This is a genomic window from Flavobacterium sp. (genome assembly GCF_027490375.1).
Taxonomy (GTDB): domain Bacteria; phylum Bacteroidota; class Bacteroidia; order Flavobacteriales; family Flavobacteriaceae; genus Flavobacterium.
Window position 1 is genome coordinate 21711 of record NZ_JAIXYH010000011.1, and the last position, 15776, is coordinate 37486.

The window sequence follows — 15776 nt, forward strand, 5'->3', positions numbered from 1 at the left end:
GTTAGTCTAAGGTTCCAAATAATTCGGTTAGTTTTTTTGTTCGGTATGCAAAGATTTCGTCTAGTTTGGGTTTCACTAAAATAGGGTGGAGGAGATCTCCGAGAAAGCCCAAAGGTAAACGGTAGTGAATAATGTCTTCCATCAAAACGCCGCCCGGAATTTCAGTGATAAAATGTTTGTGGTGCCAAAATGCGTACGGACCTTGCAACTGCACGTCAACGAAGTAGTTTTTGTCGACTACATGAGAAATTTCGCTTACCCAGCGCGTTTTAAATCCCGGCAACGGCCTCACATCGTACTCGATAATTTGCCCCGGATACATCGGACGCTCGGCTCCGCTAACGATCGAAAAATCCATAGCTTCTGGAGTGATAATTTTGAGATTTTTCGGATTTGAAAGAAATTCCCAAGCCTGATCTACCGAAAGTGGCAGGCGCAACGAACCTCTTTTAATGTGTAAAGCCATAGTTTAAAAATGTTTTCAAATATACTTTGTTTAACCGATTTCGAAAAACATTAAACAAACGAATGCGGTTTTTTAAGGTAATCTTAACGATTCAGCCCAAATACGGTTCGTACTTTTGGAAAAACTTTATCCATACACTAATGAAAAAGATACTAGTAATCTTGGCAGTTGCCACTGTTTCGTTTCTACAAGCGCAATTAAAAACTCCTGCGGCTAGCCCGAAAGCTACTGTACAACAAACAGTTGGCTTAACAGAAGTAAACATCGAATACTCTCGTCCGAGTGCGAAAGGAAGAACTATTTTCGGAGATCTTGTTCCTTTTGGCAAGCTTTGGAGAACCGGCGCCAACCAAAATTCAATGGTTAGCTTTAGCGAAGATGTAACCATCGATGGCAAAACCTTGAAAAAAGGAAAATACGCGATTTTCGCTACGCCAAAAGCCGATGCGTGGGAAATTGTTTTCTATACCGATACCGACAATTGGGGAACTCCAGAAGTGTGGAGCGAAGAAAAAGTTGCCTTGCGTACAACGGCTAAACCGGAGCAATTAAACAGAAATGTAGAAAGCTTTACCATCAGTATCAATAACTTAGATAACAATTTTGCACATTTAGAATTGAGCTGGGAAAAAACTTTAGTAGCTGTGAAGTTCGAAGTTCCTACGCAAAAAACGGCTATGGCTAACATCGAGCGCGTTTTGTCGGGTCCAACAGCAAACGATTTCTTTGGTGCCGCACAATATTACTACCAGTCGAACGGCGATTTAACCAAAGCGCTTACGTACGTGAACAAAGCTTTGGAATTGAGCGCAGAAAAGCCATTCTGGTATTCTCGTTTGAAGTCGTTGATTCAAGCGAAGTTAGGCGATAAAAAAGGCGCTATCGAAACAGCTAAAATCTCGTTAGCTGCTGCCGAAGCTGCTAAGAATGCCGACTACGTGAAGATGAACAAAGACAGCATCAACGAGTGGAGTAAAAAATAAGTTCACAAACAACTGTGGAAAGTCGCCCCAAAAAGGCGACTTTTTTTATGTCTTTTCGATTGTTTTTTGGTCAGCATTTCCGGCTTTTCGCTACAAATCCGCGTCCGTACAGCTCCGTTTTGCTACGTGCAGCAGTTGGCTTCCTGCGGTCGCCACCGTGCACTGCAAAACGGGCTGTACGGTCTTGCGGGTTTTTCGCTGCAATCCGGGCTGCGGCAATCGTTTTCAATAAAAGCAGTTGCCTTTGCAAACGTATTCCCAAAATTTTGATAATAACAAATTAATCTTAGCTTTACGCTGCATTTACACAAAACAGAACTTCATGGATTTGAAATCGAAGCTTATTGGAATGAGTTTCCTCCAATTTTTTGTCTGGGGCGCTTGGTTAATAACAATTGGAAACTATTGGTTTGGTACCAAACAATGGAGTGGCGAGCAGTTTGGAGCCGTTTTTGGCACCTTGGGAATTGCATCGATTATCATGCCTGCTCTTACGGGCATCATTGCCGATAAATACATGAACGGCGAACGTTTATACGGTTTGTTACATTTGGCAAGTGCTGGGTTTATGTTGTATTTGCCTCAAGCCCAAAATCCGAACGAATTTTATTGGATTGTTTTTGGCGCTATGTTGTGTTATATGCCAACAATTTCGCTTTCAAATTCGGTGGCGTACCACATACTTAAAGGCGCGAATTACGATGTCGTTAAAGTATTTCCACCCATTCGTGTGTTCGGAACAGTTGGTTTTATTGCTGCCATGTGGTTAACCAACTTATCGGGAAATAAAGCTTCCGAAAACATGTTTTACATTTCGGGAATTGCCGGAATTATTCTCGGACTGTACAGCTTTAGCTTACCCGCTTGCACACCGCAACGACAAATTTCTGAGCGCGCTTCCATAGTCGAAAAACTCGGATTAAACGCACTTGAGTTATTTGCGCAATACAAAATGGTGTTGTTCTTTTTGTTTTCCATGTTTTTGGGTGCAGCACTACAATTAACCAATATGTACGGCGATGTTTTCCTCGATGAATTTAAAAACATGCCACAATATGCCAACAGTATTGTAGTTCAGAAATCAACGTTAATCATGTCGATTTCTCAAGTAAGCGAAACCTTGTTTATTTTGGCCATTCCGTTTTTCTTGAAGCGTTTTGGCATCAAACGCGTGATGATGATTTCGTTATTGGCGTGGGTATTGCGTTTTGGTTTGTTTGCGTACGGCAATCCGGGCGACGGACTCTGGATGATTATCCTTTCGTGTATCGTGTACGGCATGGCGTTCGATTTCTTTAATATTTCAGGATCTTTATTTGTGGAAACCACAACCGATTCTAAAATACGTTCGTCGGCACAAGGCTTGTTTATGATGATGAGTAACGGCTTTGGTGCCTTTTTCGGCGGCCTCATCAGCGGAAAGCTCATCGACGCATTCTTCACAAACAACGGCGTTCGCGATTGGCACAACATCTGGCTTTCGTTTGCCGCTTACGCCTTAGTTATTGCTGTTTTATTTGGATTATTATTCAAACACAAACACGATCCAAACGATACGCGTTTGCAAGGTGGGCATTGATTGAGCTTGTTTTTATTCCATATTCTTTTAGATATTGATGGTTGATTGATTAGTTGTTAAGGTTAAATCGCATTACTAAGTCCTGTTGAAATGATAAATTTCTCGTTTGGAATCTATTAACAGCTTAAAGTTTTGTAAAGTATTTAGAAATTCTGGCAGGATTGTAAATTGCAGTTAATCAACGCTGTTCAGATATGTATAAATGGTACAGATTAATAAAAAAACACTAGTGATATATTGTAGGAGAGTAATTATTAATATTTCTGTAATTTCATAAATAATCAGATTTCTAATACTTTATGATGGTTTATCAAAATGATCTTAAAAGGATACTGTGGCATGAATTCGGGCATTTTTTAATAGAGCTACTTTTTACAAACCAATTTCCAACTTACAAAATAGAATGCTTGCAGCTGACTCTTCACAGAAATTGTATAAATGGAAAATGCTGGGGTGGCGGCATTAAAGTTAAACCGTCAATTAATTTAGAAGAGGTTCCTTTGGATCAAGACGCAATCTCTTTTCAAATTTTAAGCTTATTTTCTGGATGCATTTTCGAATCTTTTTTTTTAAAAGATAACAAATGTCTTTTGAAATTGTTTGACAAATGTTTGTGCAGTGAAAATTCTTGCACTGGGAAAAAGGACTTAGACTTTATTCATGCGATTACAAACCGTATTCCATTACATTATAAAGATAAGACGGAATTAAATAAATATTTAAATAATGATTTTAAAACCCATTATTTTCATCTTATTTCTAAGAATGAACAATTTATAAAAGAATTAGAATCATTAATTATTTCGCTATCTAATAAAATAATAACCAATTTAGATGAAACCAATTTAGATGAAACACAAGACTACAGAATTGTTGAATCTGAATTAAGCAGTTTGATAAACGAGACAACCCAAATTTTAAGCATTATTGAGGTTGATCTCCTGACTTTAAAAGATGAAATTAAGCAAAAGATGAAAATTAAGAAGTAGTTATATAGATTTCCCCTAATTCGAAAAGTTGATAAATCAAATTTATGTTTTCTGTTTTAATTGATTTGGCGTTCTATACGGTTTTTTCATTAAAAGCCAATTTATTTTAAAATGAGCTCAACGGCAAACCGATTGAACGAGCCGTATTTTTTGCGGACTAGAGCGAACAGCCGGATTAGCTTCAAAAAAATCATTAAAAAAGCAGCTCTTTACTGGCTATTGTACACCGAAATACGGGAATTGTATTTACAAGATGTTGAGCTTCTGGCTGCTCGAGTTTTGGTTGATTTGCAGATATTACGCTATTACTTGATTGTCAAAGAAACGCAGCTGCAAACTTTTTCAGACGGCTTTAAGTAATTGGTATTCTATATTTTATTTGCCTTGTCGATAATCTTCTTTACTGTGTCTATGTCTGAAATTAGTTTTATAATTTCGGGGTCAATCCAAGTTAATAGGTTGATTATCGATTTGTGAACTTCCATTGCTTCTGTAAAATCGATATTGTTACCGTTAAAACAGATTGGTTCATTGTGATTTATTCTGTTTCTGAAACGCCTGACTTTATCCAATTCATCATTTACTTCTTTTCGTCCGTGTCCAGCAGGCAATGAGTTAAATACTTGTATGGGCTTACCTTTTAGCAAACGATAATGATGAACTTCAAATAAGTCTGTCCAAAAACCTAAGGTTTGCTCTGCAATTATTTTACCACTTGATATTGGTGTGTTAGTTTTTTGAAGTCGCTTTTCTGCTTTATTGATTTCTCTTTTGAGAAAATCATTCGTTTTTAGTTGCCCTGTTCGCTTATATGTAAACCTTAGTGATGGGTCGGACATAAATCCTGTTTTTTGATTTATGATCCAATTAGGATCTGAGAAATGAGAAGCCAAGATGTCATTGAGTCTGTTTCGTAAAATAACTTCAAAAACCCCAAGTAATGGGTGAAATGCTTGTGAGGTTTTAAGATTAGCTTTGTAGAGTTTAATTGCTTTGCTTTTAGAGTTGCCTGTTGCCAGTAAATAACGATTTACTCGTGCTGATGAAAAATAATGTCTAAAGTCTGTAAATTTCATTTCTATTTTGTCAGTTCAATATATTATAGTTACTTTTGTAATGTGATGCTTAGTCAAGCCTCTTGTCTTCGGATAACGTAACTAAGTTAAAGATTTAAGACCTGTCAGAAATGATGGGTCTTTTTTTTGGTTGTTGTAATACTAATTTGTTGATAAGTTTCGTAGTGGATTTTCGCTGCGTTGGGTTCTTGAGTTCTTCTGAATTTTCCAAACTTGCTTGTAACTTTCGAATTGTCGAACTTGCATACCTCCAAGAATTTAAATTTAAAAAAATCGCCTTTTCATATCTTGCTAATTTAAGGGATTCCGCAGTGTTAAGAAAACTACTTATAGGTATTTTTCCACCAAACGTTAGTAACGTATTTCCTAGCCCGGATGGCAGCGGCAGCCCGTAAGAAAAATACGGTATTGTGAAACGGTGGGCGCGGGGTGACTAAGAAACCTGAGTTCGATTAAAAATCTTTGTCAGATCGCTTGATATGCTCAAATTTTGAAATTAAATAGCAATGGAAATGAAGAGTTTTTCCGCTAAACAGATAAACAGCCGCCTACTTCGTTAGATTTTTTTGTGATACAACAGTATCCCAAAACAAATCTGCCTTGTATTCAGCTATTTATCTGTTTTCTGACTTTAATTTTTAAATCGAACTCAGGTTTAGGAGCCCAACACTTACCGATTGAACAAACCGTATTTTTTGCGGACTACAGCGAACAGCCGGATTAGCTTCTGAAAATTACAAGACTGTTGCTTATTGATAAACTACTTGAGATTCTAGCTACGGTGTGTTGGGGTTTTAGAACTGTTTTTTTACAGCATTCAAAAGTGGTTATTGATCTATAGCAAAGTAAAGCTCGGGTCAGGTACTAGCGAACCTGGCTTTTTAAATACATTTCCGGACTTAAAACCGCTAGTTTGCTGTTTTGGTAATCCTTTATGTTTCGAGTTAGAATGATGTTGATTGAATTGCTATTTTCTGCTGTATAATTTTGAATGGCGTCTTCGAAGTCTTTAAATTTAGAATTAAGCGCTTCGATAAGTACCTCTTTATTAACTTGCGCGATATCGATGATGCGCAAAAGTTGCTTGAGTTTTTCAATGACCAAGTCGTGTTTGGCAATCTTCGATAGCAAATAGTAGACATTGCTGATAATCACAGGAGTTGTGTAACCTTTAATTTGCTTGTTCTCACACAGGGTAAAAATGGCAGTTGCGTGTTCGGCAAAAGGCGCTCTGTCGAAAAAGAAGTCGAGAATTACGTCGGAATCAATTAGTACGTTATCCATTTACAGGTGTTTCTTTTCGATGGCTTTTATAAGTTCTTCTTTGTAGTCGAAATCCTTCGGTAGTTTGAAAGATCCGCGCAGTGATTTTACAATCGGACTCGCTTTAACAGTTTTTTTCTTAATGTCTTCGTTCGTTAGTGCTTTAAGATAATTCTCAATGATATTAGACAGGCTATCGTTTGTTTGCTTCGCGTAGTCTTTTGCTTTTTGAATGACTTCTTTTTCAAGTACGAGCGTCAATTTTGTGTTCATAACCTATTTTTTTTCAAAGATATAAAAACGGGTGAAAATGCACGTGTAAATTAGCGTTTTTTTATACGTGCCATGAAAGTGTGCGCTTACTTTTAAATACGTAATTGCTTGGAAATGTGCGGTTTTAATTGCTGGTTACTGGTTTAGTTTTCAAACATAAACACGATCCAAACGACGCACGTTTGCAGGCGGGGCATTGATTTCAACGTTCATAGATGATTCTTGTTGACCACTCACGTTGCGCAACCGATTGAGCGGATTAGCCCGCAGCGCGCCCAGATGCAATAGGGCGAAGCGAGGACTATGAGCGAAAGCGGGACGGCAAAACCACACGGAATTTCCACTAAGTAGTTTTGCCGATGCGCCCAAAAAATAACTAATCCACTTTTGTAACTTGTGTTCGGGCACTGATACCGCTGTCGTTAAATGCTTCGATGGCAAAGTAATACGCGTCGCTGCGGTCTAAGCCGTTAAAGTAATATTCGTTCTTGCCGTACACCATGATTGAACCGTAGAGTTTATCGGCCGATTTTCCAAAATAAATTACGTAACCGTCGGCAGTTGGGTTTTGCTGCCATTTGAACCATACATTTCTGCGTTCGCCTTTTACCTTAGGCGGTGTGCGTAAGGCAACGAAATTTTGTACTTCAGTAGGTTTTGCCTGATTGCCGTTGCCGAAAATACGAAATCCGCTTATCGCGAAAGTTCCGGTAGGCATTTTCACGTTTTCGAGTTTTACGTAACGTGCTGTAGCCGATTTTTCCAACTCAATGTATTCGTGCGGAACGTCTTTTTCGTTGTTGGATTTATCCACCAAGAGTGTCCATTTTTTTCCATCGTTCGACACATACAAGCGGTATTGATGTCCGTTTTTTGGGGTTGATTTGCCCATAAATTCGACATCTTGATCAGCGTAGTTGATTTGAATTGCGTTTATGGTAGCGCGTTGTCCCAGATCGGAAATTAGGTATTCGCCAGCATTTCCGGTTTTTGCCGACCAGTAGGTTTTAATGTCTTCGTCGACCGAGAAGTTCGGTTGCAATCCGCCTAAAGTAGAGCTCACGATAACGGGTTTGTTGTAATTCAACAGCATCCAACGGGTAAATTCTCCGCTTTGTTTCACGTTCGGCAGGTAGGTTGGGTAATCGCCGTAAGCGGTATTGCAAAACATAACGCCGTCGCGGTCGAATCCAGCTGGCCAAATACCGATGCGCCGCTCGAAGTTGTTTTTGGTGCAAATTCCGATGGTCGATGTATGCCAATAACTTTGGTTTGTATTTAGAAATGTGGCGCCGTGTCCGGCTCCTCGTGCAAATCCGCCGGGCTTGTACGAAAACGGATTATGCGATTGGTATTCAAACGGACCCAAGGGCGAATTGCCCACGTACACACCGTCGGCGTAGCCTGAAAATTCGGTTCCGGGAGCGCCGTATTGCAAATAGTATTTGTTGTTGTGTTTCGTCATGAACGCGCCTTCGAGAAAGGGTTGAAGGAAGGTGTTGTCGTTGTGTTCGCCAAAGCGTTCCCAACCGTGTTCATCGTCGTTGAGGGCAATCATCGGAATTGCTTCGCCTTCGGGCTGAAAAGTTTTGCGATTGAGCTTGAAGCCGTACAAGGGATACAAATTACTTGAACCGAAATACTCGTAAATCTGATCGGTGTCGGCATCCCAGAAAATTTGTGGATCCCAAGCACCCGCTTCGGATTTGTGTACCAATTCTTTCCATTCGTTATTTTTCGGATTGGTGCTCATCCAAATGGGAAATTCCTTTCCGTGTGTGGATCCAACCACAAGCAAAGTATCGTTAACGAACGACGCTGAGGGTGCGCAAAGTTCGTCGTACACTTTATGTTCTGGTCGCAGAAATTTCCGTGAAACAAACGTCCAATTTGATAAATCGTCGCTGTACCAGTAGCCCCACTGATTGGTGGAAAACAAATAGAAGGTTCCTTTGTTTTGAACGATCACCGGATCGGCGGTGGCACGGTGTTTCCCTTGTTTAACAAAATCGGGAATAGGGCAGTAGCCGTAATCGATATTGATGGGATTGCAGTACGTTCTGTTTTGTGCAAATCCTATCAGTGAAAGGAAGAGCGCTGCAACTAAAAGGCTGTATTTTAAACGATTTATCATGGCAACAACTCAATTTGTACTTTCAGCGTTGCATCGCTATTGCCGCCAACATATACTTCGAATGTGCCCGGTTCGGCTACAAAATTCAAATCACTGTTGTAGAATTTAAGATCTTCGGTACTGATTTTGAACATTACCGTTTTGGCTTCGCCGGCTTTCAGGGCAATTTTTTGGAATCCTTTAAGCTCGCGAAGAGGACGCGTAACGCTGCCCACGACATCTCGAATGTACAGTTGAACCACTTCGGAACCATCGATTTTACTGCTGTTTTTAACATCGACGCGAATTTCTATCTCTTCGTTTGTTTTGAAAGCAGTTTTGCTTGCGCTGATGTTTTTATATTCGAAGGTGCTGTACGACAGTCCGTAACCAAAAGGAAACAAAGGTTCGTTTCTTACATCGAGATAGTTCGATTTAAATTTCTCGAATTTCCCATCTTTGTTTCCTAGCGGTCGACCGGTATTTTTCGCAGCGTAATAAATAGGCACTTGTCCGACATTACGAGGAAAAGTTGCTGTTAGTTTGCCTGAAGGATTTGATTTTCCGAAGAGTGTATTTGCGATGGCAGTTCCGGCTTCACTTCCTGGAAACCAAACGTTTAGTATAGTGTCGACGAGTTCAATCTCTTCGGTTAACACTAGCGGGCGACCTGTAAACAACACCAATACAATTGGTTTATTTAGTTTTTTGAGTTCGCGAAGTAGTTCTTTTTGAGCAAGCGGAATTTCTAAACTAGTTCTGCTGCTCGATTCGCCACTCATTTCAGCAGATTCTCCTAGCGCTGCTACAATAACATCGGCGTTTTTACTGATTTCGATCGCTTCTTTGATAAGTTCTTCGGCAGTTCGGCTATCGCGGTTAAGCGATTTACCAAACATAGTAGCACGTTCTTCGAAGGCCGGATCGTGGTCGAGATTGCTGCCTTTGGCATAAGTGATGGTGCTAGAAAATGCGCGTAGCCCGTCGATGAGCGTAATCGAACGTTCTTGTTTGGTAGCTACACTCCAAGTTCCAGCCATGTTAACGGCGTTGTTTGCAAGCGGACCTACCAATGCGATGCGTTGTTTCGGGTTTAGTGGAAGAACGTGATTGTTGTTTTTTAGAAGTACAAACGATTCCTCGGCGATTTTCACCGCTTCAGCACGGTGCTCCGGCGTGAATATCTCGGTTTTAGCGCGTTTTTCGTTGCAGTATTTGTACGGATCTTCGAATAAACCTAAATCGTATTTGGCATTTAGAATGAGCCGAACGGCTTGGTCGATATCGTTTTGTGTGATTTTTCCTTCCTCGAGTGATTTTTTTAATGTACTGATGAAGCCTTCGCCCACCATATCCATTTGAATACCAGCCTTTAAAGCGAGCGCTGAAACGGTTTGTAAATTGCCAATTCCGTGTTCGGTCATTTCATTGATTCCGGTGTAGTCGGTTACTACAAATCCGTTGAATCCCCATTGTTTGCGTAGCACGTCGGTCATTAGCCATTTGTTTGCAGTTGCGGGAACGCCGTCGACTTCATTAAAAGATGCCATGACCGTTGCAACACCTGCGTCGATTGCAGCTTTGTAAGGCGGAAAATAGTCGTTGTACATTCGGATGCGGCTCATATCTACCGTGTTGTATTCTCTTCCCGCTTCGGGTGCGCCGTAAAGCGCAAAGTGTTTTACGCAGGCGAGAATGGTTCGCGGATCACGCAAATCGCTTCCTTGATATCCTTTTACCATTGCTGCTGCGATTTTACTTCCCAGGTACGGGTCTTCGCCTGAGCCTTCTGAAATTCTTCCCCAACGCGGATCTCGCGAAATGTCGACCATCGGCGAGAATGTCCAGTTTATACCGTCGGCACTTGCTTCGATAGCAGCAATACGTGCACTTCTTTCAATGGCCTCTAGGTTGAAAGTTGCCGATAATCCGAGCGGGATTGGGAAGGTGGTTTCGTAGCCGTGAATGACATCCATACCGAATAAAAGCGGAATTTTAAGTCTCGATTTCTGTACGGCTATCGATTGGATTTCCTTGATTTTAGTAACCGATTTTATGTTGAACAGGCCACCTACTAATCCGTTTTTGATTTTTGATGCGATGTCGGCATTTTGTGTTGCTCCTGTTACGATATCTCCGGCACTTGGAAGATTAAGTTGGCCAATTTTTTCGTCGATGGTCATTTGATTGAGCAGATTTTCCACAAACTCTGATTTTGTTGCGGGCGCAGCAGATTTAGATTGTGCAACGAAAAGTTGTGGAAGTAGGAGTGAGGCAAAAAGTAGTAGACGAGAAATCATTATTTGTGTTTTTTCTGATTTAATAACCAAGAGTAAAATTCGTTGTTTTGAAAAAGGGTGTCCCAACCGCCGTGTCCGACATTTGGTTCGCTGTGTAATTTAACAGTAGAGTTAACTTGTTTTAATTTTTGATAGAGCGTTTCGGAATACCAGTACGGAACTACGGTATCGTCGGTGCCGTGGTACATGTAGATGGGCGTATTTGCAAGTTTTTGGAATTCCAACATAGGAATACGGTCAACATAACCCGAGATGGTTGCCGCTGCTGTAAAAAGGTCGGGATTGTTGATAAGTATATTCCAACTTGCCCAAGCGCCCATACTAACTCCTATGAGAAAAATCTGTTGCTTATTGATTGCATTTTTTGCGAGCACGAATTCAACGAGTTTGGTTAGCGCTTCGGCATTCCAGTATTGATTATTCGGACATTGTGGTGCAAGAATATAGCAATCGGGATACTGGCGTTCGAGATAACCGATTGGACTATTGATGAATACTTTTTCAATATCCGAACCACGTTCCCCGGAGCCGTGTAAGTAGACAACAAGCGGTTTGTTCTCGCTTTTACTAGCAGGTTTTTTAAGATAGTAGTTGTAGCTTACCGCTTCGTCTGATTTCCAAACAAAAGATTCAAATTTGGTTTGACCGCTGCTGTTTAACGTACAGACGATCGCAAAAAATAAGAATGCTATGTTAGGTTTAGATGGCATGCTGTGTTGAAGAAAAGCCAAGTTTTTGCAATCCTTGTCGAATTTCAGGTGCTTGCATGAATAAACTCCACAACAATCCGGTTCTGTAATTTTCGATCATCGGAGCTATAGTTCCTTGATCGATGGCTAAATAGCGTGGTGTAACCCAGTTGTGGTGTGGAGAAAATGCATCATACGGTCCGGCGGCACCGATTAAGCGAGGTCCCCAGCTTGGATCTTCGTAGAAAAAGCGCAAAGCTTTCATAGATTCTTGTGGAGTGTAGGGGAAAGATGATAAAGCGGCTGTTGGTGTAATGACGCCACGATCGTTACCAGGTTTGTGATCTGTGTAGCCCACCGTTCCGTTCGGATTTCGTGTGTAGCTCGCCGTTAATCCCCAGCAATTTTCACCGTAACCAATCCAGCCAATCTGATTCGCCACGCAGTAGTTGTACATGATTTGCGTATGATTTTTAGTCAGCGTCCAGTAATTTGCATATTGGTCATTTAAACCTCGTGGATCGAGCGCTAAGAAAGAATAATGTGCCCAAAACATAGGTCCAACGGTTTGAGCTCCGTTGTGTTTTAGTACGATTGGAAGCTCGTAGGCGCTTTGTGCACTGACAATGCCGCCGCTTCGAGCCCAGCCTTGATGATACGCTTCAGGAGCAACCGGATGTGTAGGCGATGAGGCTGCCAAAATGTAAGTTATCAAACACTCGTTGTAACCTTCTAATTTGAAGTTCATAATCCAACCGTTGTTTGGCGACCAGTGCCAATAGAGTGCTTGTTCGCCTTTGGTATACCAAGTCCAATCGACACCTTTCCACAGCGCATCGGCTTTTGCAGCTAAGGCTTGTTCACGTTCGTTACCTGTTTTAAAGTATTCGCGTAAGCAGATTAAACTCTGACATAAAAATGCGGTTTCTACCAAATCACCGCCATCGTCGTTTGCTCCAAAAGGGATGGTATTTCCGTTAGTGCCGTTCATCCAATGTGGCCAAGCACCGTAGTAACGGTCGGCATTTTCAAGAAAGCTAAGTGCGGTTTCAAGTCGTTCAATCGCTTGTTCGCGAGTGATGAATTGACGTTCAATACCCACGATGATATTCATCAAGCCGAAACCCGAACCTCCTGTAGTGACCAGATTTGCATCAACAAACGGTTCATCGGTGTGGAAGCGTTCACGAGCGAGTTTTGAATTTACTTCAGCAAGATCCCAAAAGTACTTAAAGGCGTCGCGTTGTGCTTTTGTTAGCAGTTCTTCGTCAGAAATAGGCGTTGGAGTTTCGGCTGTTACAGTCGACTTATCGCCACATGATGATGAAGAAATACTTACTGTGATTAAAGCGAGTATTAAATAGTATACTTTCATAAGAGGTTGCTTTATAAATAACGATTGTTCGCTAGGAGATAATAGTTTGATTCCGGGGAAGTTATTGGTTTTGATAATCTAAATTTCGACGCAAGTTTGTTGAAAGTGAATAATTTCAGTTATGAGACATTATACTACTTGAGAAACTTCGGCAATTCGATGTATGATTTGAAATGAAATAGTGTTTTTAACTTCAATTAATAAATCGAACTTTTGTTAAATAAACTCCGGCAAACGTGTTGCCGGAGTTTTTAATTGAAAATTCTAAAGATTAACGTCCAGCTTTTTCTAATTCGTACAATGCACCAATTTCAGCTTGTGTTAGCGCTTTATCGTATACGCGCACTTCATCAACAGATCCTTTTAATGCTTTGTTCCAAGCATCTGTATTAGATCCGTTAACAACAGTTTCTAAAGCTCCAATTACAGGACGAGTTGGCAAGAAGTGATTTAGGTTAAGTGCTGCGCCGTTATTACGAACTTCCCAAGCAGAGTTAGAGATTTTCACACCGTTTACAAAAATTCTGTTTGATCCAGTTGGACCATCAAATACGTACACAATGTGTGCCCACTGTCCACCAATTTTGTTGGCATTCCAAGTGTGCGTTGCATCCATCCAAGGCTCTTGTTTTAACATGTTAACAGCATCTCCTCCAGTTTCAGTTCCGTCGGCTTGCTTGATTCTGTAAATTCCTTTTACTTGGATAGAATCTGAAGATACTAGTCCGTGAGTTTCTCCAAATAAATTCAAGTTACCCCAAACTTCTCCCGTTCTCGTTAAAGAAAAGATCGGTGAAATGTTTGAAGGCTGGTCTGGCGCTGGTCTTGTATTATTCAAAATAGCCCAACAGCTGATAGTTGCACTTCCCGAGGTTGAATTCAAAGCTTCAATTGCTGGGTATGCCATATATCCCACATTGAAAGATACCCCTTGTCCTTTTATACCAGCTACAAAGGTTGCTGCTACTGTAGTAGAAGGATTTGTACCCGATATGCTTTCTTTTCCATTGCCATTAAGTGGCCAATAAGCGCGCAGTGAAGATGCAGCTACATCATCAGCTTTGTCGTATCCACCAATTGGAGGTAAAGATGAGTCAGTGTCGTCACCACAAGACACCATAAAAGCAAGTCCGGTTGCCGCAAGCATACCAATAAGTAATTTGTTTGTTTTCATAAAATAATAATTGATTAGAGTTAATTTTTGTTGTTAATAATTCGGATTTTGGATTAAGCGTTGGCCGCTTTGTATGATTTGATCGTTAGGTATTGGAAATACTTCATGTTTGCCGGGTATAAATGTTTTTCCATCGGCTGCCATTTTTTGCTGGGCTCGGCCGGTTCGCACTAAATCAAACCAACGATCGTATTCCATAGCCATTTCCCATCTGCGTTCATCCAAAAGTTGGTCGTAGGTAATGCTGGTTCGATCACCTAGTCCGGCACGAAATCGAAGTGTGTTTACGATGCTTAGTGCTTCGCTTGAATTTCCAAGGTTTAATGCAGCTTCGGCGCGAATGAGTAGTAAATCACTGTATTTCAATATTCGGTGATTCTTAGCCGTATTTCCCTTATCGCCATTCCAAGGCTCTGCAATTTGACTCTGGTACGCTTTGTAATTGTATCTTGGATTCGCCCAAGTAGCGGGCGCAACAAAATTGTCCCACAACACAGAAGGCACGAACAATATTGATGCACTTCTTCGAACATCACCCGACTCAAATGAGTTGGCTAAGTTTGCTGAAGGAGCGTTGAATCCCCAACCCAAATCGGGAGTGCCTCGCGGTCCTTGCACGTTTGTGTAATCACGTAAACCATTAGTTAGGGTAGCTTGTACCTCAAAAATCGACTCCGCTTTGTTTTCTCCAACTTCACGCCAAACATCAGCGTAATTTGTTAAAAGCCCGTATTGTCCAGACGAAATAACTTCGCCTGCCATATCGTACGATTGTTGCCATTTTTGTTGGTATAAATACGCTTTTGCTAAAAGTGCTTGTGCGGCTCCTTTGGTAGCACGTCCTAAATCGGCGCTGGAATATGCAGATTTCAGCGGTAATCGCGTTGCAGCGTCGATAAGATCGGCTTCGATTTGTGCGTAGACTTCTTCTTTACTTTTGCGGACAAATACTACTTCATTGATCGTTTCATCATCGTTGATATCAATTTTTCCCGTAACTAGCGGAACTCCACCGAAACAACGAACCAAATCGAAATAGAATAAGGCTCTCAGAAATTTAACTTCGCCAATAAAACGCGATTTTAAATTTTCATCTATCGCAAGTTGCTCGAGGTAGAACAACGCATTATTTGCTCTGTAGATTCCTTCGTATCTTCCTCGATAAACATCACTAAAGGAAATATCTGTCGGATCGAAGGTTAGGTTGTCCATTTTGTGTTTGTCTGTTCCCGTATCTGATAAAGAAGAGCCTTTATCGGCATCATCGGAGGTTATACTTGCGATACCAATCCACGAAAACGAGTACATATTGTAATCCAACAACTTATTATAAACACCATTCACCAATTTTACGGCGTTATTCGGATCATTTAAGAAATCAAATTCCGTTTGAGCTGTGTTCGGTTCTACATTCAGATCGTCCTCGCAAGCGGATAGCAAAAAACAAGCTAGTACGGATAAGACGAATATTTTTTTATTTAAAGCTTTCATAGTCA

13 protein-coding genes are annotated in these 15776 nt (G+C 40.9%); 3 read left to right on the forward strand and 10 right to left on the reverse strand.

Going from position 1 to position 15776, the window contains the following annotated elements:
- Position 1 precedes the first annotated feature (1 nt).
- Positions 2-466, reverse strand: coding sequence for an SRPBCC family protein (locus Q0064_RS01515; RefSeq protein ID WP_298143238.1), 465 nt, complete (start codon positions 464-466; stop codon positions 2-4).
- Positions 467-606: 140 nt separating this feature from the next.
- On the opposite strand from Q0064_RS01515, the gene Q0064_RS01520 reads away from it, so the two are divergent.
- The 3 genes from Q0064_RS01520 (at position 607) to Q0064_RS01530 (ending at position 4017) form a co-directional block, all read left to right on the forward strand.
- Positions 607-1449 (forward strand): DUF2911 domain-containing protein, encoded by an 843-nt coding sequence (locus Q0064_RS01520; protein ID WP_298143241.1) that lies wholly within the window; start codon positions 607-609, stop codon positions 1447-1449.
- Between the two features lie 322 nt (positions 1450-1771).
- On the forward strand, positions 1772-3028 hold the full coding sequence (locus Q0064_RS01525) for a nucleoside permease (protein ID WP_298143244.1): 1257 nt from the start codon (positions 1772-1774) through the stop codon (positions 3026-3028).
- A 299-nt stretch (positions 3029-3327) separates the two neighbouring features.
- Positions 3328-4017, forward strand: a complete 690-nt coding sequence (locus Q0064_RS01530) for a hypothetical protein (protein WP_298143248.1) — start codon at positions 3328-3330, stop codon at positions 4015-4017.
- A gap of 368 nt (positions 4018-4385) precedes the next feature.
- Here the strand turns inward: Q0064_RS01530 and Q0064_RS01535 are convergent, their stop codons facing one another.
- The 9 genes from Q0064_RS01535 to Q0064_RS01575 all read right to left on the reverse strand — a co-directional run bounded on the left by Q0064_RS01535 (position 4386) and on the right by Q0064_RS01575 (position 15771).
- A complete protein-coding gene (locus tag Q0064_RS01535; protein ID WP_298143251.1) occupies positions 4386-5093 on the reverse strand; it encodes an Abi family protein in 708 nt (235 codons plus the stop codon).
- An 864-nt stretch (positions 5094-5957) separates the two neighbouring features.
- Positions 5958-6377: a PIN domain-containing protein gene (locus Q0064_RS01540; protein ID WP_298143254.1), complete on the reverse strand. Its 420-nt coding sequence runs from the start codon at positions 6375-6377 to the stop codon at positions 5958-5960.
- Positions 6378-6629, reverse strand: coding sequence for a DUF6364 family protein (locus tag Q0064_RS01545; protein ID WP_298143256.1), 252 nt, complete (start codon positions 6627-6629; stop codon positions 6378-6380).
- A gap of 376 nt (positions 6630-7005) precedes the next feature.
- On the reverse strand, positions 7006-8763 hold the full coding sequence (locus tag Q0064_RS01550) for a family 43 glycosylhydrolase (RefSeq protein ID WP_298143259.1): 1758 nt from the start codon (positions 8761-8763) through the stop codon (positions 7006-7008).
- Positions 8760-11039, reverse strand: a complete 2280-nt coding sequence (bglX, locus tag Q0064_RS01555) for a beta-glucosidase BglX (RefSeq protein WP_298143333.1) — start codon at positions 11037-11039, stop codon at positions 8760-8762. The genes Q0064_RS01550 and bglX overlap by 4 nt, the downstream gene beginning before the upstream one ends.
- Positions 11040-11041: 2 nt before the next feature.
- Entirely contained in the window at positions 11042-11752 is a 711-nt protein-coding gene (locus Q0064_RS01560) for a prolyl oligopeptidase family serine peptidase (protein ID WP_298143262.1), read from the reverse strand.
- Positions 11742-13106: a glucoamylase family protein gene (locus tag Q0064_RS01565; protein ID WP_298143265.1), complete on the reverse strand. Its 1365-nt coding sequence runs from the start codon at positions 13104-13106 to the stop codon at positions 11742-11744. The genes Q0064_RS01560 and Q0064_RS01565 overlap by 11 nt, the downstream gene beginning before the upstream one ends.
- A 271-nt stretch (positions 13107-13377) precedes the next feature.
- Positions 13378-14280, reverse strand: coding sequence for a LamG-like jellyroll fold domain-containing protein (locus tag Q0064_RS01570; protein WP_298143268.1), 903 nt, complete (start codon positions 14278-14280; stop codon positions 13378-13380).
- Positions 14281-14313: 33 nt separating this feature from the next.
- Positions 14314-15771 carry a RagB/SusD family nutrient uptake outer membrane protein gene (locus Q0064_RS01575; protein ID WP_298143271.1) on the reverse strand — a complete coding sequence of 486 codons (1458 nt, stop codon included), beginning with the start codon at positions 15769-15771 and terminating at the stop codon, positions 14314-14316.
- Between the last annotated feature and the right edge of the window lie 5 nt (positions 15772-15776).

What these genes read in the sequence shown, in the direction of transcription:
- Q0064_RS01515 (WP_298143238.1), bottom strand. Translation starts at nt 466, where the DNA reads ATGGCTTTACACATTAAAAGAGGTTCGTTGCGCCTGCCACTTTCGGTA.
- Q0064_RS01520 (WP_298143241.1), top strand. Translation starts at nt 607, where the DNA reads ATGAAAAAGATACTAGTAATCTTGGCAGTTGCCACTGTTTCGTTTCTA.
- Q0064_RS01525 (WP_298143244.1), top strand. Translation starts at nt 1,772, where the DNA reads ATGGATTTGAAATCGAAGCTTATTGGAATGAGTTTCCTCCAATTTTTT.
- Q0064_RS01530 (WP_298143248.1), top strand. Translation starts at nt 3,328, where the DNA reads ATGATGGTTTATCAAAATGATCTTAAAAGGATACTGTGGCATGAATTC.
- Q0064_RS01535 (WP_298143251.1), bottom strand. Translation starts at nt 5,093, where the DNA reads ATGAAATTTACAGACTTTAGACATTATTTTTCATCAGCACGAGTAAAT.
- Q0064_RS01540 (WP_298143254.1), bottom strand. Translation starts at nt 6,377, where the DNA reads ATGGATAACGTACTAATTGATTCCGACGTAATTCTCGACTTCTTTTTC.
- Q0064_RS01545 (WP_298143256.1), bottom strand. Translation starts at nt 6,629, where the DNA reads ATGAACACAAAATTGACGCTCGTACTTGAAAAAGAAGTCATTCAAAAA.
- Q0064_RS01550 (WP_298143259.1), bottom strand. Translation starts at nt 8,763, where the DNA reads ATGATAAATCGTTTAAAATACAGCCTTTTAGTTGCAGCGCTCTTCCTT.
- Q0064_RS01560 (WP_298143262.1), bottom strand. Translation starts at nt 11,752, where the DNA reads ATGCCATCTAAACCTAACATAGCATTCTTATTTTTTGCGATCGTCTGT.
- Q0064_RS01565 (WP_298143265.1), bottom strand. Translation starts at nt 13,106, where the DNA reads ATGAAAGTATACTATTTAATACTCGCTTTAATCACAGTAAGTATTTCT.
- Q0064_RS01570 (WP_298143268.1), bottom strand. Translation starts at nt 14,280, where the DNA reads ATGAAAACAAACAAATTACTTATTGGTATGCTTGCGGCAACCGGACTT.
- Q0064_RS01575 (WP_298143271.1), bottom strand. Translation starts at nt 15,771, where the DNA reads ATGAAAGCTTTAAATAAAAAAATATTCGTCTTATCCGTACTAGCTTGT.